The 19,212-nt window shown below is 69.5% G+C and carries 19 protein-coding genes; 12 read left to right on the top strand and 7 right to left on the bottom strand.

What is annotated here, in order from left to right; all coding sequences use genetic code 11:
* Nucleotides 1-30: 30 nt before the first annotated feature.
* Nucleotides 31-429, top strand: coding sequence for a MarR family winged helix-turn-helix transcriptional regulator (locus QH270_RS19535; RefSeq protein WP_280344449.1), 399 nt, complete (start codon nucleotides 31-33; stop codon nucleotides 427-429).
* Here the strand turns inward: QH270_RS19535 and QH270_RS19530 are convergent, their stop codons facing one another.
* A complete protein-coding gene (locus tag QH270_RS19530; protein ID WP_280344446.1) occupies nucleotides 430-1,275 on the bottom strand; it encodes a helix-turn-helix domain-containing protein in 846 nt (281 codons plus the stop codon).
* A 157-nt stretch (nucleotides 1,276-1,432) separates the two neighbouring features.
* Nucleotides 1,433-2,038, bottom strand: coding sequence for a DUF4282 domain-containing protein (locus QH270_RS19525; protein ID WP_280344443.1), 606 nt, complete (start codon nucleotides 2,036-2,038; stop codon nucleotides 1,433-1,435).
* A gap of 182 nt (nucleotides 2,039-2,220) precedes the next feature.
* Between QH270_RS19525 and QH270_RS19520 the strand changes: the two genes are divergently transcribed.
* Nucleotides 2,221-2,712 carry a hypothetical protein gene (locus tag QH270_RS19520; RefSeq protein WP_280344440.1) on the top strand — a complete coding sequence of 164 codons (492 nt, stop codon included), beginning with the start codon at nucleotides 2,221-2,223 and terminating at the stop codon, nucleotides 2,710-2,712.
* A gap of 121 nt (nucleotides 2,713-2,833) precedes the next feature.
* Here the strand turns inward: QH270_RS19520 and QH270_RS19515 are convergent, their stop codons facing one another.
* Complete coding sequence (locus QH270_RS19515; protein ID WP_280344438.1) at nucleotides 2,834-3,241, bottom strand: hypothetical protein; 408 nt, start codon at nucleotides 3,239-3,241, stop codon at nucleotides 2,834-2,836.
* Nucleotides 3,242-3,318: 77 nt separating this feature from the next.
* On the opposite strand from QH270_RS19515, the gene QH270_RS19510 reads away from it, so the two are divergent.
* On the top strand, nucleotides 3,319-5,490 hold the full coding sequence (locus QH270_RS19510; RefSeq protein ID WP_280344436.1) for a molybdopterin oxidoreductase family protein: 2,172 nt from the start codon (nucleotides 3,319-3,321) through the stop codon (nucleotides 5,488-5,490).
* A gap of 171 nt (nucleotides 5,491-5,661) precedes the next feature.
* Nucleotides 5,662-6,291, top strand: coding sequence for a pyridoxamine 5'-phosphate oxidase family protein (locus QH270_RS19505; RefSeq protein WP_280344433.1), 630 nt, complete (start codon nucleotides 5,662-5,664; stop codon nucleotides 6,289-6,291).
* On the opposite strand, the gene QH270_RS19500 is transcribed toward QH270_RS19505, so the two are convergent.
* Nucleotides 6,292-6,789 carry a GtrA family protein gene (locus QH270_RS19500; RefSeq protein WP_280344431.1) on the bottom strand — a complete coding sequence of 166 codons (498 nt, stop codon included), beginning with the start codon at nucleotides 6,787-6,789 and terminating at the stop codon, nucleotides 6,292-6,294.
* A gap of 15 nt (nucleotides 6,790-6,804) precedes the next feature.
* On the opposite strand from QH270_RS19500, the gene QH270_RS19495 reads away from it, so the two are divergent.
* The 3 genes from QH270_RS19495 (at nucleotide 6,805) to QH270_RS19485 (ending at nucleotide 11,151) form a co-directional block, all read left to right on the top strand.
* Nucleotides 6,805-8,229 (top strand): FAD-binding oxidoreductase, encoded by a 1,425-nt coding sequence (locus QH270_RS19495; RefSeq protein ID WP_280344429.1) that lies wholly within the window; start codon nucleotides 6,805-6,807, stop codon nucleotides 8,227-8,229.
* The gene (locus tag QH270_RS19490) at nucleotides 8,226-9,005 is read left to right on the top strand and encodes a decaprenylphospho-beta-D-erythro-pentofuranosid-2-ulose 2-reductase (RefSeq protein ID WP_232996057.1); all 780 of its coding nucleotides are present in this window, start codon (nucleotides 8,226-8,228) and stop codon (nucleotides 9,003-9,005) included. The genes QH270_RS19495 and QH270_RS19490 overlap by 4 nt, the downstream gene beginning before the upstream one ends.
* Nucleotides 9,006-9,180: 175 nt before the next feature.
* A complete protein-coding gene (locus QH270_RS19485) occupies nucleotides 9,181-11,151 on the top strand; it encodes a galactan 5-O-arabinofuranosyltransferase (RefSeq protein WP_280344426.1) in 1,971 nt (656 codons plus the stop codon).
* Nucleotides 11,152-11,235: 84 nt separating this feature from the next.
* Here the strand turns inward: QH270_RS19485 and QH270_RS19480 are convergent, their stop codons facing one another.
* Nucleotides 11,236-11,865 carry a TIGR03086 family metal-binding protein gene (locus tag QH270_RS19480; protein WP_280344422.1) on the bottom strand — a complete coding sequence of 210 codons (630 nt, stop codon included), beginning with the start codon at nucleotides 11,863-11,865 and terminating at the stop codon, nucleotides 11,236-11,238.
* A gap of 94 nt (nucleotides 11,866-11,959) precedes the next feature.
* Between QH270_RS19480 and QH270_RS19475 the strand changes: the two genes are divergently transcribed.
* From QH270_RS19475 to QH270_RS19465, 3 genes are all read left to right on the top strand, one after another.
* Complete coding sequence (locus QH270_RS19475) at nucleotides 11,960-12,913, top strand: helix-turn-helix transcriptional regulator (RefSeq protein WP_280344420.1); 954 nt, start codon at nucleotides 11,960-11,962, stop codon at nucleotides 12,911-12,913.
* Nucleotides 12,914-13,090: 177 nt separating this feature from the next.
* Complete coding sequence (locus QH270_RS19470) at nucleotides 13,091-13,633, top strand: hypothetical protein (RefSeq protein WP_280344417.1); 543 nt, start codon at nucleotides 13,091-13,093, stop codon at nucleotides 13,631-13,633.
* 203 nt (nucleotides 13,634-13,836) lie between these two features.
* Nucleotides 13,837-14,349 (top strand): hypothetical protein, encoded by a 513-nt coding sequence (locus tag QH270_RS19465; RefSeq protein ID WP_280344415.1) that lies wholly within the window; start codon nucleotides 13,837-13,839, stop codon nucleotides 14,347-14,349.
* Here the strand turns inward: QH270_RS19465 and QH270_RS19460 are convergent.
* Both QH270_RS19460 and QH270_RS19455 read right to left on the bottom strand, forming a co-directional pair.
* Entirely contained in the window at nucleotides 14,346-14,609 is a 264-nt protein-coding gene (locus tag QH270_RS19460; RefSeq protein WP_280344412.1) for a hypothetical protein, read from the bottom strand. The two genes, QH270_RS19465 and QH270_RS19460, sit on opposite strands and share 4 nt — an antisense overlap.
* Complete coding sequence (locus tag QH270_RS19455) at nucleotides 14,596-15,141, bottom strand: RNA polymerase sigma factor (protein ID WP_280344409.1); 546 nt, start codon at nucleotides 15,139-15,141, stop codon at nucleotides 14,596-14,598. Before QH270_RS19455 ends, QH270_RS19460 begins: the two co-directional genes overlap by 14 nt.
* A 190-nt stretch (nucleotides 15,142-15,331) precedes the next feature.
* Between QH270_RS19455 and QH270_RS19450 the strand changes: the two genes are divergently transcribed.
* Both QH270_RS19450 and QH270_RS19445 read left to right on the top strand, forming a co-directional pair.
* The gene (locus tag QH270_RS19450) at nucleotides 15,332-18,643 is read left to right on the top strand and encodes an arabinosyltransferase domain-containing protein (protein WP_280344406.1); all 3,312 of its coding nucleotides are present in this window, start codon (nucleotides 15,332-15,334) and stop codon (nucleotides 18,641-18,643) included.
* 152 nt (nucleotides 18,644-18,795) lie between these two features.
* A complete protein-coding gene (locus tag QH270_RS19445) occupies nucleotides 18,796-18,957 on the top strand; it encodes a hypothetical protein (RefSeq protein ID WP_167456241.1) in 162 nt (53 codons plus the stop codon).
* The last annotated feature ends 255 nt before the right edge of the window (nucleotides 18,958-19,212 follow it).

The following is a 19,212-nucleotide window of genomic DNA, read 5'->3' as shown; positions in this document are numbered from 1 at the left end:
TGGACATGGGGGGGCCACTAAGATGGGGCCATGTCGAACCCGGCCACCACAGCTCGGCGCAACGAAGCGCCCACCGAGCTGGTCGGCCAGTGGCGCCAACTGCTCGATCGGCACGCCGCCGTGAGCTGCGCACTGGAGAAGGCGCTTCAGCACCAACACCGCATCGGCCTCAGCGAGTTCGAGACCCTCGATCGCCTGGTCGAAGCGGACTGCGAGAAGTACCGGATGACCGAACTGGCCGGCGACATCTACCTCAGCCAGAGCGCGCTCTCCCGCGCGGTGGCCCGACTGGAACGCGACGGCCTGGTCGAACGCACCATGTGCACGGCCGACCGCCGCGCCATCTTCGTCCGGCTCACGGAAAAGGGCAGGGCGGTCTACGACAACGCCCTGCCCACGCACCGCTCGGTGCTCGCCGATTCCTGGTAGTTACAGCACCCCGGCGGCGGCCGCGCAGATATCGGTGAACGCGCCGCGATACCGCTCGTGGTCGGCGGGCTTGTCCAGGTAGGCGGAACCGGCGAAGGTCTCCACGTAGACCACCGGCGGTTCCGGCCGGTCGAGCGAGCCGTCGACGCCGAAATCCAGGATCACGAACCGGCCCGACTCGAGCCCGGCGTGGTAACCGGTGTCGCCCGGCGCCACCTGGATCCGCACGGTGTCGAGATCGGCGAGTTCGCGCAGCCGGGCCCGCTGGCCCGCCAGCACCCGATCGTCACCGATCCGCCTGGTCAGCACCGCCTCGGCGAGCACGACATGCAGGCGCAGCGGCGAATCCGCGCGGGTGAGCAGCGCCTGCCTGGCCGTGCGGACCGCGAGCCTGCGCTCGAGCTCCGCCTCGGTCAGCCCTGGCACGGTCTGCTCGAGCAGTGCCCTGGTGTAGTCCTCGGTCTGCAGCAGCGCGGGGACGAGACCGTCCTCGTAGATCGAGAGCGCCGTCGACGCCTCCTCGAGGCCGATGTAGACCTCGAAGCCCTCCGGGATCACGTCGCCGTAGCCCGTCCACCAGCCCCTGGCCTTGGTCTCGCGGGCCAGCGCGGCCAGCGGCTCGACCAGGTCGGCCGGTGCGCCGTACACCTTGCACATGGCCTCGACGTCGAGGCTGCGCAGCGACGTCTGCCCCGTCTCGATCCGCCAGATCTTCGCTTCCGACCACTCCAGTTGCGCCGCCGCGGTCCGCGTCGTCATCCGCGCCTGATTGCGCAGGTCACGTAAGTGCCTACCCAACTGCCTGCGCGGCATCGTCGATCCGGTGACGCCCTGTGGTGAAGCCATACTTCCCCCCTGTTATCCAACTCCGGTCTCCCCCATCGCTTTTCGGAGACCGCCCTACGCAGCCGACCCAACCGTCGGATCTGCGTACGGATTGTTTCACAATGAATCGGACATTGCGCACCACATAGATACTTCCGGCACACCGTGAGCTACGGCGCTACTTCTTCCGCCTGAACCGCCAGAACTGCACAGCACGAACATCTTCGGAGAGCTGGTTCACCGGTTCCGCAACATCGGACAGCGCCTGGAACAGGCCGTCGGCCAGCTCGCTGATGTGCTCGACCCGGCCGGCCAGCCTGGCGGCGTTGTCGGCGAACTCGAGCATCAGCCGCACCGACGCGGCGATGGTGAGCCCGAGCGGGACCGCCACCAGCGCCGCCAGGACGCCGAGGAGCGCGGAGGCCTTCCACATCAGCACCGTGAGGGCGACCGGGACGCCGATGCCGAAGGACACGACGCCGAGGATGTAGGCCAGCGGCAGCAGCGTCCTGGTCGCGGGCCTGCGGAATTGCACGTCGAGCAGGGAACGGAGGACCTCGGCGGCCCACTGCTTGGCCGAGCCGCTGCTGCGGAAGGGGTCATCGAATCCGGCGTCGCGTGGAATGTCTGAATAGTCCGCGTTGTTGTCGTCGTCGGCGTGCTGGTCCACCCGCGGGGCCGGACGCTTGGCATCGGCCTCTTTCCAAGAGAGCCAGCGTGATTCGGCTTCGAACTCCTCGGGTTCCCCGTCCGGAGACGGGGTGGATCCCGGTGCTTCGCTCATGGTCCGAATCCTGCCCGGTTTCGGCCCACACGCCAACCCCGACCACATCACAGCCCGCGATAGCGAAGGTTGCGTAAATGAGACGTAGCAAACAGTCCCGATTATTTTTCGTCGACGGCGTAACGAGTCGGCCACCCCCGGGCGATACGACCCATGAACGCAGGAACGAAGCTCTTCGGGGAATGGAGAACACAGTGCGCACGACGTTTCCGACCACAACCACGGCCGCCGAGAAGGGTGCCGCCGCGCAGGAGTACACCGCGCGGGGTTGGACGGTTGCCGAAACGGCCAACGGCCTGTGCCTGATCACCGACGATGCCGTCTCGGCCATCGAGGTCACCGGTGACATGGCGGGCGAGGTGCGCCGTTTCCTGCGCGCCAACAACCTCTCCGGCCCCGTGATCGAGATCCCGGGCCAGGAGCGTCGCGAGATCCACCTGGTCACCGGCGTCCGCAAGGCCGCCATGGCGATCGAGGCCATGCGCGAGGCCGGCGTCGTCGTGCACACCGACGGTGCCAGCATCCCGCTGCCGCCCACCCAGCTCGCCGCGGGCAGCGCCTCCTGGGGCGTCGCGCCCTCCGAGGCCCGCTGGGTCCCGCCGGTCGTCGCCCTCGGTGCCGCCGTGCGCGCCGCCGCGAGCCGCAAGCGCGCTGCGCTGACCCTGGCCAGCTAGGCACCCACAGCCCCGATACCCGCGACAGCGACGCCCCCGACGTCGCCATCGCGGGTTTTCGGCGTTTCCGGCACCGGAGCGACCCAGGGCCGGTCGGTCGGGGACCGACCGGCCCTCGGCGCTACTTCAGGCCGAGCGCGGCGCTGCCCGCGTCCAGCAGTTCCTGGATCGGGTTACCCGCCGCATCGCCCACGGTGACGGTCTTGTCCAGCAGTTCGACGGCCGGAGTGTTCACGCTGCAGCTCTCGCCCTCGCCGACGTAGAGGTGGACCCGCACCCGGTGATCGCCCGCCTCGACGTTCGCCAGCACCGCCGAGGGCTTGTCCTTGGACAGGATCGGGCTCTGCAGCATCTCGTCCACCATCACCGTGCCCGACCAGCACGCGTCGTCGGTGTTGCTGATCGAAACGGTGATGCTGTCGGCGCCGCCCACCGCGTCGGCGGTGCGCGCGGCGGACGCGGTACCGGCGAAGAACGTGAGCGCGACGGTGGCGAGCGCGGTGGCTCCGGTAGCAAGTTTGAGATTCATTCTCCGATCCTATTTAGCGCGGGAAAGCTTTCGGCGTTTTTCGCCCCGCGCGACGGCGACGGCGCGAGGATGGGCACATGGCTCCGCGATCGCTGCTGCGCACCTGTCCGCTGTGTGAGGCCGTCTGCGGCCTCTCGCTGACCCTCGACGACGACAACCGGGTGCTCAGTGTGCGCGGCGACCGCGACGACCCGTTCAGCAAGGGTTTCCTGTGCCCGAAGGGCGCCAGCTTCGGCAAACTCGACGACGATCCCGACCTGGTCACCACCCCGCTGATCCGCGAGGGCACCGAGTTCAGGCCCGCGAGCTGGGACGAGGCCTTCGACCTGATCGCGACCAGGTTCGCCGAGGTCGCCGCCACCCACGGCAACGGCGCCACCGCGATCTACCTGGGCAACCCCACCGCGCATACCGTCGCGGGCGCGCTCTACCTGCCCCCGCTGATCCGCGCGCTGAGCACCAAGCACATCTACTCGGCCAGCACCGCCGACCAGATGCCCAAGCAGGTCGCGGCCGGGCTCATGTTCGGCGACCCACTGGCCGTTCCGGTCCCCGACCTGGACCGCACCGACTACCTGCTGATGCTCGGCGCCAATCCGCTCGAGTCCAACGGCTCGCTGTGCACAGCGCCGGACTTCCCCGGCCGGTTGAAGGCGCTGCGCGCCAGGGGCGGCAAGCTGGTCGTCGTCGACCCGCGCGCGACCAGGACCGCCGCGCTGGCCGACGAGCACCTGTTCATCCGGCCCGGCACCGACGCCTACCTGCTGTTCGCCATCGTCCACACGCTCTTCGCCGAGGAACTGACCGACGTGCGGGTCGAGGTCGACGGGCTCGACGAGCTGCGCGCCGCCGCCCTGGAGTTCAGCCCGGAGGCCGTGGTCGAGCGCACCGGCATCCCCGCCGACACCATCCGCGCGCTCGCGCGCGAGCTGGCCGCGGCCCCCACGGCAGCCGTCTACGCCCGCATCGGCACCTGCACCGCCGAGTTCGGCACGCTCAACCAGTGGCTGGTCGACGCGATCAACGCGCTGACCGGCAACCTCGACCGGCCCGGCGGCGCCATGTTCGCCACCGCCGCGGCGGGCGGTATTCCGCGCACCCGGCCCTTCCGGCCCGGCCGCTGGACCAGCCGGGTGCGTGAGCTGCCCGAGATGATGGGCGAACTGCCGGTCGCCACCCTCGCCGACGAGATCGAGACGCCCGGTCCCGGCCAGATCAAGGCGCTGGTCACCGTCGCGGGCAATCCGGTGCTCTCCGCGCCCAGCGGCGCCCGCCTCGACAGCGGCCTGGCCGGGCTCGACTTCATGGTGAGCGTCGACCGGTATGTGAACGAGACGACGCGGCACGCGTCGGTGATCCTGCCGCCGCCGCGCTCGGTGCAGTCGCCGCACTTCGACTTCGCGCTGCTGCAGTTCGCGGTGCGCAACTACGCGCGGTACTCGCCGCCGCTCGTCCCGCTCGACGGGCGCCCCTCCGAATCGGCGGTCCTCGCTCGGCTCGCCGCCGCCGTCAGCGGACAGCCGCACGCCGGCAGCGGCGCGGAGAGCCCGATCGCGATGGTCGACGAGCTGGTCATCGCCGGCCTGCTGCACAAGGCGGGGATGAGCGATCGGCGCGCGGAACTCGATGGTGTCGACACCACCGAGCAGCGCATCGACCTGATGCTCAAGCTCGGACCCTACGGCGCGTGGAACGGCGGCGAGCTGAGCCTGCGCACCCTGCTCGACAACCCGCACGGCATCGACCTCGGCCCGCTCCAGCCGCGTCTGCCCGGTAACCTGCGCACCGCGTCGAAGCATGTCGACCTCGCGCCCGCGCGGCTGCTCGCCGATGTGCCGAGGCTGCGCGCCGGGCTCGCGACGGCGGCGCCGGAGCTGGTACTGATCGGGCGCAGGCAGCTGCGGTCCAACAACAGCTGGATGCACAACATCCCGGGCCTCGTCGGCGGCTCCAACCGCTGCACGCTGCAGATCCACCCCGACGATGCCAGCAGGCTCGGCCTCGGCGAACTGGCGAAGATCAGTTCGGCGGCCGGCTCGTTGACGGTGCAGATCGAACAGACGCCGACGATCATGCCCGGCGTGGTGAGCCTGCCGCACGGTTGGGGCCACGGCGCGAGCACCACCCAGACGGTTGCCAGCGCGCACGCTGGAGTGAACGCCAATGCGCTGACCGATGATTCGGTGGTCGACGCGATCTCGGGCACCGCCGTGTTCAACGGGGTGCCGGTGACGGTGGTCCCAGCCTGATCAGTCCACCCCTGGAAACCACTGCGCAAACCGGGTTTTCATCCCATTCGCAACAATGGACACGCCCCACGACTCGTGATTCTCCCCTAGACTGGGCGAGATCGCGGTCACAAGCGGGGGTTTCGAGCGACTGATCCGCATCACCCGGTTCGGCTAGCAGAGGGAGCCCCGATGCCCGGAAGACACGTCGGCAGCGACGGAGAACACGAACTCCAAGAGACGTTGGGCACCGAGGAAAGGGCCGAACGCTTCTATGACGACCAGGTGATCGACTACCTGAACCCATCGATGATCGACTTCGTCGGGCGGATGGACATGGCGTTCATCTCCACCGCCGACGCGCACGGCGAATGCGACGCCAGCTTCCGCGCCGGTACCCCGGGGTTTCTGCACGTGATCGACGAACGCACGATTGCGTACCCCGAATATCGAGGTAACGGAGTGATGGCCAGCCTCGGCAACATCCTCGAGAACCCGCACGTCGGCATCCTCATGATCGACTTCGTGCGCGACCTCATCGGGCTGCACATCAACGGCAAGGCACGCATGGTTGCCGACAGTGAGCTACGCGAGACCGTCGGCGAACTGCCCGCCGCCGAACGCGGCAGGAGCTCACAGGTGTGGGTGGTCGTCGACGTGGAAGAGGCCTACATCCACTGCCGCAAGCACATTCCGCAGATGGTCCCGGTGACCAGGGACCGCCGCGAGTGGGGCACCGACAACGTCAGGGCCAAGGGCGGCGACTACTTCGGCGTCAAGGCGGGCAAGCAACCGGCGCCCGCCGCGGCGAAGGCCAGCTGACTACTTGATCTTGAAGATCACCGCGCGCTGAACGACGAAGTTGATGACGGTGGCGGTGCCCTGCGCGACGACGAACGCCAGCGGCTGCCGCCACCACTCTTCGGGCAGCGCAAAGTACAGCACCGCGTTGATGCCGATCTGCACGGCGAAGGTCACCGCGTAGAGCACGACGACGGCGACGAACCGGGCCCGGCTCGGCTCGGCCTTGAACGTCCAGCGCCGGTTGATCAGGTACGCGGTGGTGGTCCCGCAGACGAACCCGACGGCCTTTGCCAGGCTCACCGGCAGGCCGATCAGGTTCAGCAGCAGGCTGTAGATGCCGTAGTCGACGATCGCCGAGAGACCGCCGGTCAGCGTGAACCGCACGATCTGCGTCTTCAGGTCTACGTCGGTTCCACCGGGCTCGTCGACCAGGGGAATCTCGGCGGGAAGCGGCAGATGCGGTTGGGCTGACACGTGAGGAAGACTACGAGACCGGTCGCGTGTCCCGCCATGCATGTAGCCTCTTAGCCGATGTCCGAGAACATTACGACCCCCGCTGAGCAGGGCGCGTTCGCCACGCGGACCCGCACGCTCACCGGATGGGGTCGCACCGCACCCACCTCCGCCGAAGTGCTCTCGACCAGCGATCCCGAGTTGATCGTCCGGGCCGTGCGCATGGTCGCCGAGGACAACGACAGCAAGCCGGCGCACCTGCGCCGCGGCGTGATCCCGCGTGGGCTCGGCCGCTCCTACGGCGACAACTCGCAGAACGCGGGCGGGCTGGTCATCGACATGCCCGCGCTGAACAAGATCCACCGGATCGACTCCGCGAGCAGGCTCGTCGACGTCGACGGCGGGGTGAACCTCGACCAGCTGATGAAGGCCGCGCTGCCGTTCGGCCTCTGGGTCCCCGTGCTACCCGGCACCCGCCAGGTGACCATCGGCGGCGCCATCGGCTCCGATATCCACGGCAAGAACCATCACAGCGCGGGCAGCTTCGGCAACCACGTGCGGTCGATGGACCTGCTCACCGCCGACGGCGAGGTCCGCCACATCACGGCCGAGTCGGATCCCGAGCTGTTCTGGGCGACCATCGGCGGCTGTGGCCTGACCGGCATCATCCTGCGCGCGACCATCGAGATGACGCCCACCGAGACGGCGTACTTCATCGCCGACGGCGACGTCACCACGACGCTGGACGAGACCATCGCCTTCCACAGCGACGGCTCCGAGGACAAGTACGAGTACAGCTCGGCCTGGTTCGACGCCATCGCCCCGCTGCCGAAGCTCGGTCGCGCAGCCATCTCGCGCGGCAACCTGGCCAAGCTCGACCAGCTGCCCAAGAAGCTGCAGAAGGACCCGCTGCGGTTCAACGGCAAGACCTTCTTCACGCTGCCGGACGTGTTCCCCAACGGCCTGGCGAACAAGTACACCTTCGGCCCGATCGGCGAGGTCTGGTACCGCAAGTCGGGCACCTACCGGGGCAAGGTCCAGAATCTGACGCAGTTCTACCACCCGCTCGACATGCTCGGCGAGTGGAACCGCGGCTACGGCTCCAACGGCTTCCTGCAGTACCAGTTCGTGGTGCCGCCGGAGTCGGTGGAGGAGTTCAAGCGGATCATCATCGACATCCAGGGCTCCGGGTTCTACTCGTTCCTGAATGTGTTCAAGCTGTTCGGCCCGGGTAATCAGGCTCCGTTGAGCTTCCCGATGGAGGGCTGGAACATCTGCGTCGACTTCCCGATCTCGCGCGGGCTCAACGAGTTCGTCACCGATCTGGACCGGCGCGTGCTCGAGTTCGGCGGGCGGCTCTACACCGCGAAGGACTCGCGCACCTCGGCCGAGACCTTCCACAAGATGTATCCGCGGATCGACGAGTGGATCAAGGTCCGCCGCAGCGTCGACCCGACCGGCGTGTTCATGTCCGATATGGCCAGGAGGCTGGAGCTCCAGTGATCAACGCAGTTGGCAACCCGCAGACCATTCTGCTGTTCGGCGGCACGTCCGAGATCGGGCTCGCGATCTGCGCCGAGTACCTGGCCAAGAGCCCGGCCCGGATCGTGCTGGCGAACCTGCCCGGCGATCCGCTGCTCGAGGGCGCCGTCACCAAGCTGAAGGCCGCTGGCGCGACCCAGGTCGACGTCATCGACTTCGACGCGCTCGACACCGAATCGCATCCGAAGGTCGTCGACGCCGCGTTCGCCGCCGGTGACATCGACGTCGCGATCGTGGCGTTCGGTGTGCTCGGCGACGCCGAGGAGCTGTGGCAGAACCAGCGCAAGGCGGTCATGACCGTCGGGATCAACTACACCGCCGGTGTGTCGGTGGGTGTGCTCGTCGGCGAGAAGTTCAAGGCGCAGGGGCACGGGCGGTTCATCGTCATGTCCTCGGTGGCCGGCGAGCGGGTGCGTCGCTCCAACTTCGTCTACGGCTCGACCAAGGCCGGGCTCGACGGGTTCTACCTCGGCCTCGGCGAGGCGCTGCGGCCGCACGGCCCGCGCGTCACGGTGGTGCGGCCGATGCAGGTGCGCACCTCGGCGACCAAGGCGCACTGGGAGGCCACCGGATCCAAGGAAGCCCCGCTCACGGTCGATCCCGAGGACGTGGCCCGGCTGGCCGTCGCCGCGTCGGAGAAGGGCACCGAGATCGTGTGGGCGCCCGGCGAGGCCCGCTTCCTGATGTCGGCGCTGCGCCACGTGCCGCGCCCGATCTTCCGCAAGCTGCCGATCTGATCGCCTGCCTGTCCTGAACTGCCGCATCATCCACAGATGGTGCGGCAGTTCTCGTTCGCCGAACCGGCCCGCTCGGACGTCCGGATCCGGCATCGGCGGACACCGACTGAGCGGGCCGACTCCACTAGGCTGGCCCGGACCGTGGAGCCGAGTGGAGCCGGAGGATTGCGCGCCGATGACGACCAACGATGAGGTGCGGGCGGGGCGCAGGATCGGGTCAGGGTTCGCCGAGGGCGTGGCGGCGGCGCTGGTGGCGCTCGTCGTGGCCGTGATCGGCCTGTATGCCTTTTCAGCGGTGCAGTGGCCTGCGTTCAACTCCTCCAACGTGACTCGCGCGCTGACCACCGTCGGCCAGGTCGTCGCGGTTGCCCTGCTGGTGGTCTCGGTGCTGCTGATCCGGCTGCGCAAGTGGCCGGTGGTCGCGAAACTCGCTTCCTGGGTGGGTATTTCGAGCTTCGTCACCGTCACGCTCGGGATGCCGCTGGCGGCGACCAAGCTGTATCTGTTCGGCGTCTCGGTGGACCAGGAGTTCCGCACCGAGTACCTGACCCGGCTCACCGACAGCGCGGCGCTGCGCGACATGACCTACGTGGATCTGCCGCCGTTCTATCCGGCCGGGTGGTTCTGGATCGGCGGCCGCGTCGGCAACCTGCTCGGCATGGACGGCTGGGAAGTGTTCAAGCCCTACGCGATCGGGATGCTCGCGATCGCCGCCGTGGTGGCGCTGGTGCTGTGGGCGCAGCTGGTGCGCGCCGACCTGGCGGTGGGCGCCGCGGCCGCCGTGACGGCGATGACGCTGGCCTACGCCTCCCCCGAGGCCTACGGCGCGGTGCTCGTCGTGTTCATCCCGCCGGTGCTGGTGCTGGCCTGGGGCGCGCTGCACCGGTCGAGCGGCGGTTGGGGCGCGGTGCTCGGCACCGGGCTCCTCCTCGGCGTCGCCGCCTGCTTCTACACGCTGTACCTGGCGATCGCGGCGTTCACCGTGGTGCTGATGGCGGTGGTGGCCGCCGGTGCGGCCGTGTATCAGCGGCGCGCCGAGCAGCGGCCGCGTGTGGGCGGGGCGCGCGCGGTCGCCGGTCCCGCGCCGTGGCGGGCCGCCATCGGGCCGCTGGTCAAGCTGGTCGCGATCGGCGCGATCGCGGGTGTGCTCGCGCTGGTGGTGTGGGCGCCGTATCTGCTGAAGATGCTGTCGGGCGCGAAGTTGCCCTCCGGCAACGCGTTCCACTACCTGCCACAGTCGGGCGCGGAGCTGGCGTTCCCGATGCTGGAGTTCTCCTTGCGTGGTGCGCTGTGCCTGCTCGGCCTGGTCTGGCTGGTGGTGCGGGCCGGGTCGTCACGGCGGGCGCAGGCGCTGGGGATCGGCGTCGTGGCCATCTATCTGTGGACGCTGCTGTCGATGGCGGCCACCGCGGCGGGCACCACGCTGCTGTCGTTCCGCCTCGAACCGGTGCTGCTGGCCGTGCTCGCGGCGGCGGGCGTGTTCGGGTTCGTCGAGGGCGCCGGGATGATCTACCGCGTCCTCGACGAGTCGACGCCGGTGCGCACGGTCGCGATGGTGCTCGCCGTGCTCGGCGCGCTGGCCTTCGCCCAGCACATCCCGACGGTGCTCACCCACGAGATCGACACCGCCTACACCGACACCGTGCCGACCGAGACGCCCGATGCCGACGGCACTTTCGGCGAGCGCGCCGACAAGCGCAAGCCGTCCGCGGTCGCCTACTACCACGAAGTCGACCAGGCGATACTGGCGCAGACGGGCCGTCCCCGCGACGAATCCGTCGTCCTGACCGCCGACACCAGCTTCCTGTCGTTCTACCCGTACTTCGGCTTCCAGGCGCTGACCTCGCACTACGCGAACCCCCTGTCGGACTTCAAGGCCCGCGCCGACACCATCGCCGCCTGGAGCAAGCTGGATTCCCCGCGCGCCCTGCTGGCCGCCATGGCGGAGTCCCCTTGGCGCGCCCCCGACGCCTTCCTCTTCCGCCGCGACACCGACACCTACACCCTCCGCCTGGCCGAGGACGTCTACCCCAACGACCCCAACGTCAAGCGCTACACCGTCGCCTTCCCCCAGTCCCTCTTCGCCGACCCCACCTTCACCACCACCGACATCGGCCCCTTCACCCTGGTGACGGTTCGCCGCTGATTCCGCCGCGCCGGTTCCGCCCCCAGGCACGGCGCGGCGCGGCTCCTGGCTCCGCGCGGGCCACGGCGGCCGAGTCGACCTCGGTCAGACGGTCGTGCGGCCGAGGTAGTGCAGCAGTTCGTCGACCGGGCTCGCGGCAGCGCCGGTGACGACCGGCGCGTAGGCACCCCACTGACGCAGCGGCTCGACCAGTTCCGCGTCGTCACCGGAACCGGGAGCCGGGTGCACGGTCCTGGCCGCGATCAGCAGGTGGGCGGCCAACTCGTCGGTGAGCGGCGACGGCTGACCGGTGGCGACAGCGATGTCCCAGGCGTGCACGGCGGCGTCGAGCGCTGCCATGCCCGCCGCGACCGGCGTGGGCAGGTCGCCGTGCGGGAGCGGGGTCGGCACTGTCGCGGTGTCGTCGGCGACGCTCGCCCAGGCCGCGGCGGTCTGCTCGAGCGCGCCGCCGACGAGCGCGGCAGCGGAACCGTCGATGGTTCCCGACGGGGCGAACGGGTTGTCCGCGGGACCGGTGCCGACACCGAGCGCGGCGGCGTAGGCGAGTTGATCGCCCGCCGCGTGCTGCACGACCTGCGCGACCGTCCATTCCGAGCAGGGTGTCGCCAGCTCCCACTGGTCCGCTCGCACACGGGCGACCACGTCGGCCAGCGCCGCGTAGGAGTCGGCGACCACGGTGCGCCAGGCGTTCTGGAGGGCGGAGGTGCTGTTCATGATGATGCCTTTCGATTCGGTGATGACTCCAGCCTAGGAACCCATTAGGCTCGTTTTCTTCCTAATTGCGAACGGCCGAACGAACGAGGTGAAAATGGCCGCGACGACACCGCGCGTCCTGCGCCTACTGGCCCTGCTCCAGGACCGCTCCTACACCGGCCGTGAGCTCGCCGAGCGCCTGGAGGTCACCGAACGCACTGTTCGCCAGGACATCTCGCGCCTGCGCGAACTCGGCTACCCCGTGCACGCCGAGCGCGGTGCCGTCGGCGGCTATCGGCTCGGGCGTGGCGCCACGATGCCACCGCTGCTGCTCGACGACGGCGAAGCGGTGGCCGTCGCCCTGTCCATCGCGGTGGCCGCCGACGGCTCGCTCGCCGTCTCCGACCTCGGCGACCCGCTCGCCAGGGCCCTGCGCAAGATCACCCAGATCCTGCCGAAACGGTTGCAGCGCAAGGTGTCCGCCCTGCACGACACCACCGAGATCGGTCCGGCCACCACCGGCTCCCGCGAGCCGGACGCGCCCGTGCCGGTCGCCGTGCTCACCACGTTGGCCGACGCCGTCCGCCGCACCACGGCGGTCATCGTCGACGACGGTGTCGAGGTGGAGCCCTATCGACTGATCAACTGGCAGCGCCGCTGGTATCTGGTCGCCTACAGCATGAGTTCGCACGCCTGGGAAGCGCTGCCGGTCGCCCGCATCACCCGCGCGGAAACCGGCAGCCGGGTGTTCGCGCCGCGCCGCCTGCCCGACGACGACCTGGTCGCCTTCGTCATGCGCCACATCGCCACCACCGGGTGGCGGGTACACGCGCGGGTACGGGTGCTCGCGCCCGCCGAGACCGTGATCGCCCGGATCAACCCCGCCGTCGGCGTGGTCGAACCGGTGGACGACGCGAGCTGCGTCCTGCACACCGGCGCCGACGCGATGGAGACGATCGCGATCTATCTGAGCATGCTGATGATGGACTTCCGGGTCGACGGCCCGCCGGAGCTGGTCGCCCATCTGCGGACGCTGGCCCGCCGGTACACCGAATCGGTCGCGCGCTGAGCGCACGCGGATCGTGTCCGATCCGTGGCTGATCGGGGTGTTGTGGGCGGGGGACGGCACTACACTGACGGGTGCGACATGGTCGGCGCCGGTGGGTGTGAGCTCGCGGCGGATGGCGTTGGAAACTTCGATCCCGCATGTCACGGGTCCCGGCGACCCGCTATCGGAGGAGGACTCATGTCCGATCCGTTGCACACGAGGGTGTGTCTCACCGGCCTGCACTGCAGCTGCCCGAGCATCAGCTTCTTCGTGGTTCCCGAGCCGCTGGTGCGCGGCGGGCAGGTGCTGCATCTGCTGGAGCAGGCGCCCGTCGCCGGACGAAAACCCGAACCAGCGCCCGATGACGACCTGATCGACCTGATCGAAGCCGTCCGCACGCCGCTGAGCACCCGCGGCCTCGCGCATCTCGAGCGCGTCCCGTTCGCGGGTCCGCGCCACGATCCGACGGCCGCGCGCATGATCCTGCACGACCATCTGATCGAGGAACCGGCACCGATGGGCCTGGACGTGGACGACCCGGCCGAACTGCGCCGGCTGGAAACTTTGCCGGAGCACCGCATCGGCCCGCGCCGCATCGACGACTTCCAGGCGCATTCCGTGCGGATGGCGATGCTGGCGGTGTATCGGCACTTCGGGATCGATCAGCGCGTTCCGCTCGTCTATCACGGCTTCGCCGACCCGAGTGACGGATGGTTCGCCCTGCGCGCCTCGGCCGCCTGAACACCCATGTCAGGGGGGTTGTGTTACTTGACACCCGGTAGCTACTGGTGTGCGGGCGTGCGATGGACAACAATGTCTTCGGTCAGTGTCAACAAACCGCACGGTTCGTGTCGCGGGGCGAGTACGCTGCGAAATGTTGCAAGTTCGGCCGACCGAAAGCAGTTTTGGTAAGTGCTGATCGGTACGGATGCAGAGGTATAGCTATGACGCTCAGCAGACCGGAGCGGATCGATCTCCTGCTGACACGACCACATCGTCAGGATCGTGAACCAGCCCCCCGAGAACAACTGAACTCGGTCGGTCAGATCGAGCAGACAGTCGTCGACGCCGCCATCGCGATGCTGGCCCCCGGCCAGAAGTTCGCCCTCCTGTGGTCGCTGCAGGTCGGCGGGAACACCGTGGCCGGCGTGCAGGTGAAAGAGCGCGACGGGACCGTCACCAATCTGGAGCCGCCGATCGAGGTGCTCGAGTACCTGACCGACCACAAGCGGCTGTCCTACGACCCCGCGGTCGGCGCCTGGCTGAGCGCCGAGATCTTCATCGCCGGGCCGACCCGCTACAAGGCGACCTTCTCCACCACCACCGTGGCGGATTGGATGCCGGAGGTCTCGGTCGACGAGCTGCGCGCCGAGTTCGTCGCCTACCCGCGACCCGCCGCCGAGATCCCCGACTGGGCCAAGACACAGCTCGACTGGACGACCAGGATGACCGGCTAGCGGCCCGCGACCGTCAACGTACAACGATCACCCTCGCAGGAGCGCTGGAGCCGCCCCCGCGAGATGGTCTGCATCAGCCCGATCGCCCAGCACGTCGGGCAGCCGCGCAGGGCCACCAGCCCGACCGGCAGCAGCGCCAGGCTGACCGGCCCGACGGCCGGGATCAGCGCGAGCGCCCCGATCAGGGCGCCGAAACCCACCGCGCCGCGCAGCAGATGCGCGGGCAGCGAGCTGCTCGCGAATTCGTCAGCTCCGCTCATCGTTTTCCTTTCGCAGACTCTGCTGCACCGCGGCACGGGCTCGGTGCAGTCGGGATTTCATCGCCGCCGTGCTGAGGCCGAGCGCGTCGGCCACCATCGGTCCGCTGTAGCCCTGCAGGTCGCGCATGATCAGCACCTGCCGCTGATCGAGCGGCAGCGCGGCCACCGCCGCGGCGACCCGGCCCGCCTCCAGGCGCCGCAACACCTCGTCCTCGGCCGAGGCCACCACCGCCGCCTCGTTGGCGGGCTGGTCGCGCCACCGCAGGCGCGCCCGGCGCAGGCACTCGTTGCGCACGATGCGGAACATCCACGAGGCCAGCGCGCCGGAGGCCCGCAGCATCCCGATCTTGCGGTACAGGATGATCATGGCTTCCTGGGCCGCGTCCTCGGCGTCTTCCGGGGTGGCACACAGCGAATGGGCGAACCGCTTGATGTTCGGGTGCGAACCCGAGACCAGCGCGGCGATGGAGTCGAGGTCGCCGCGCTGGGCGGCGACGATCAACCGCTCGTCCGGCCAGCGCGACTCAGTCACGCCCGGCTCGTTTGCGTTTCAGCACGACCACGCAGGTACACAGGAGCATCAGGGCGACGACGATACCGATTCCGATGAGCACGACAACCTCCATATCCCGTCCCGACGTGCGCCGGGACATGTATGAGAGGCGCGGGTCGCCGGAAAGGATTCAGCCCCCGCCGGCGAATCTGCTTTAGCATCAACCCCCGTGCTGCGATCCGACCGAGCGTTCACCCGATACCGCCTGATCGCCCTCGTCTGTGGGCTGCTCGGGTTCGTGCTTGCCCTGCTGACGCCGCTGCTGCCGGTGCGCCAGGACCGCGCGAGCCTGGATTGGCCGCAGGCGGGCGCGACCAGCGTCGAGGCGCCGCTCGTGTCGTACGTGCCGCAGCAGCTCGACGCCAGGCTGCCGTGCACGATGCTGGGCGGACTGCCCGAGACCGGCACGACCACGGTGGTCAGCACCATTCCGGTCGCCTCGGGGCAGAGCGCGAAGGGGCTCACCGTCACGGTGCGTGACGGTGTTCTCGGGGTGCAGGCCCGTGACGTGCCGATGCTGTCGGCGCCGCTCGCCGAGATCGGCAACTGCGAGGCGATCTCGATCACCTCCACCATCGGGGCGACGACGGTCGAGTTCCTCGGCGTCACCAGGCAGGACGGCAGCCCGTTCCGCAACACCGTCACCGTGGACAAGCGACCGCAGATCGTCGGCGTCTTCACCGACCTCGACGAGGCGGCACTGGCGGGCGCGCGGGTGCACGCCGACATCGATTCGCGGTTCACCTCCACCCCGACGTCGCTGAAGCTGGCCGCGATGATCGTCGCCGCGGTCGCCACCGTCATCGCGCTCATCGCGCTGCACCTGCTCGACCTCAGCGACGGCCGCCGGGCCCGCCGCTTCCTGCCCAGGCACTGGTGGCGGATCACCCCGACCGACGTGGTGGTGGTCGCGACCCTGCTCGGCTGGCACGTGATCGGCGCCAACACCTCCGACGACGGCTACATCCTGAACATGGCCCGCGCGTCGGGCCCCTCCGGCTACATGGCCAACTACTACCGCTGGTTCGGGGTCCCGGAGGCACCGTTCGGCTGGTCCTACGAGCTGCTGGCCTGGATGACGAAGATCTCCGACGCCAGCCCCTGGATGCGCCTGCCCGCCCTGCTCGCCGGACTCGTCTGCTGGGCGCTGATCAGCCGCGAGGTGCTGCCCCGCCTCGGTGCCCGCGTGCGGCGCGACAAGGTGGCGCTGTGGACCGGCGGCCTGGTGTTCCTGGCCTTCTGGCTCCCCTACGACAACGGCCTGCGCCCGGAACCGCTGATCGCGGCGGGCGCGCTGCTCACCTGGTGCCTGATCGAGCGCGCCGTCGCCACCGCCCGGCTGCTGCCCGCGGCGCTGGCGATCCTCGTCGCCGCCTTCTCCCTTGCCGCCGGTCCGACCGGCCTGATCTGCATCGCGGCGCTCATCGCGGGTGCGCGGCCGGTGCTGGTGCTCATCATCAAGCGGGCCCAGGGCCTGCTGCCGCGCCGGACCGCGGTCGACGAGTCGCAGGCCCCCGCCGGCGCGTCCACCAGCGTCGCCGACGGCGCCGATCGGCGGCTCTCGCTCGGCGCCAAGATCTTCCGCTACGCCGCGCTGCTGGCCCCCGGTATCGCCGCGGGGACGATCGTGCTGATCGTGGTCTTCGCCGACCAGACACTGGCCACCGTCATGGAGGCCACCCGCGTGCGCACCCTGGTCGGCCCGAATGTCGCCTGGTTCGACGAACGCACCCGCTGGGACTCGCTGTTCATGCTCTCCCCCGACGGCTCGCTGGCGCGGCGCTTCGGCGTGCTGGTGATGCTGCTGTGCCTGCTCGTGTGCATCCTGCAGGTGCTGCGCAAGGGCCGCATCCCGGGCACCTCGCGTGGCCCCTCGGTGCGCATCCTCGGCATCGTGTTCGGCGCGCTGCTGCTGATGATGTGGACGCCGACCAAGTGGACCCACCACTTCGGCGTGTACGCCGGACTGGCCGGGTCGCTGGCCGCCCTGGCCGCGGTGGCGGTGGGCGCCAACAGCATTCGCGCGCCACGCAATCGCGCGCTGTTCGCCGCGGCGGTGCTGTTCCTGCTCGCGCTCACCTTCACCGGCTCCAACGGCTGGTGGTACGTCTCCAGTTTCGGCGTGCCGTTCTGGGACAAAGCGCCGCTGGTGGCCGGCAAGGGCATCTCGACGATGTTCCTCGGGCTGGCCGTGCTCGCGCTGCTGGTCGCGCTGTATTTCCACCTGCGTTCGCCGTTCCGCGCGCAGCCGAAGCCCTCGCGGTTCGATCGCTTCGCCACCATGCCGCTGACGATCGCGGCGGCGCTGCTGGTGCTGTTCGAGGTGGCCTCGATGGCCAAGGGCGCCGTCACCCAGTACCCCGCGTACTCGATCGCGAAATCGAACATCGAATCGCTGCGCGGCGACACCTGCGGCCTCGCCAACGACGTGCTGGTGGAGACGAACACCGCCGATTCGCTGCTCACCCCCTACACCGGCGCCCCCGCCGACGGCCTGAGCGCCGAATCCACCGGCTTCACTCCCAACGGGGTGGCCGCCGACCTCACCGCCGACGCCGACGAGACCGTGGTCGGCGGGGCGAACTCGGTGGACAAGGACTCCGCCAACAAGACCACCAACACCACCGGAGCCGGCACCGGCGGCGGCACGAGCGCCGAGCCCGGGCTCAACGGCAGCACCGTCGCCCTGCCCTTCGGCCTCGATCCGGCCCGCACGCCGGTGCTCGGCTCCTTCCAGGACGACGTGCAGCAGCAGGCCAAGCTCACCTCGCAGTGGTACCGCCTCGACCGCGTCGACGATCCGGCCTACCCGGCCCTGGTCGTCACCGCGGCGGGCCGCATCCGCTACGTCGACAACGACGGCGTCGTCCACTACGGCCAGGAACTGCGCGTGGAGTACGGCAAGCGGGCCGCCGACGGCTCGTTCGAGGTGACCGGGTCGGTGGCCCCGCTCGACATCGGCCCCGCACCGTCGTGGCGCAACCTGCGCGTGCCGATGGATCAGCTGCCCGCCGACGTGAACGCGGTGCGCCTGGTCGCCACCGACAACGACATCACCCAGAAGCAGTGGCTCGCGGTGACGCCGCCGCGCCTGCCGAAGCTGGCCTCGCTGCAGTCGGTGGTCGGCGAGACCGATCCGGTGCTGCTGGACTGGCACGTCGGCCTGGCGTTCCCGTGCCAGCGTCCGTTCGACCACCACGACGGTGTCGCCGAGGCGCCGCGCTGGCGCATCCTGCCCGACCGGGTCGGCTCCGACGCCTCCAACGCCTGGCAGGACGACATCGGCGGCGGCCCGCTCGGGTGGACAGGACCGCTGCTGAAGGCCGAGACTGTGCCCACCTATCTCGAGCACGATCTGGGCCGCGATTGGGGCTCGCTGGAGCGGTTCACGCCGTACCAGGCGGCGCCGCCCGCGGAGATCTCGGTGCGGGTTGTGACCCAGTCCGGCCGGGCGAAGGAACCGTCGATCAGAGCACAGTAGTGACTCGGGCAGCGTAAGGGCAGCGAGCGGGCAGTTGCGCATGCACAACCCGAAAATCCTAGCGGCCGTTGGCGTTTCGCGCGCGTGAATCGCCTGTAAATGTCGGCCGAATGGCCGGACGGGGGCGGGTTTGAGCACGTACGCTGTTGGGTATGACAGGAGCCTTCGATGACATGGATCTGGGAGATCTCGTCGAGCTGCTCAGCGAAGACGAGAAAAAGGAACTACGACCGGCCGTGATGCGGGTGCTGGACAGATTGCCGTCGCAAGAGGTCTTACGCCGCGACCTCAACCGTCGCATGCTCAGCGTTTGACTCCTACCCCCATCAACGACCGAAGGGGGGGGCGGCCCCCAACGGGCGGGGACAGCGCCCATCGGGGTATCGACGGGGCGGGGGGCCACGACCGCCCTCACCCACACGCCCCAGGCCAAGGCACGCACGACGGGCGCCGCCCAACCCACCCGCGGGCGAAAGCCCCCCGGAGCCGGCGGCGGGAGGGCGGGCCGAGGCCGAGCGTGCCGTCGCCCGCCGCATCGGATCCATGGCCGCCTACGTCCACCGGCAGAC

The organism is Nocardia neocaledoniensis (assembly GCF_029868625.1).
GTDB classification, from domain to species: domain Bacteria; phylum Actinomycetota; class Actinomycetes; order Mycobacteriales; family Mycobacteriaceae; genus Nocardia; species Nocardia neocaledoniensis_A.
This window is presented reverse-complemented; position numbering and strand designations above follow the sequence as displayed.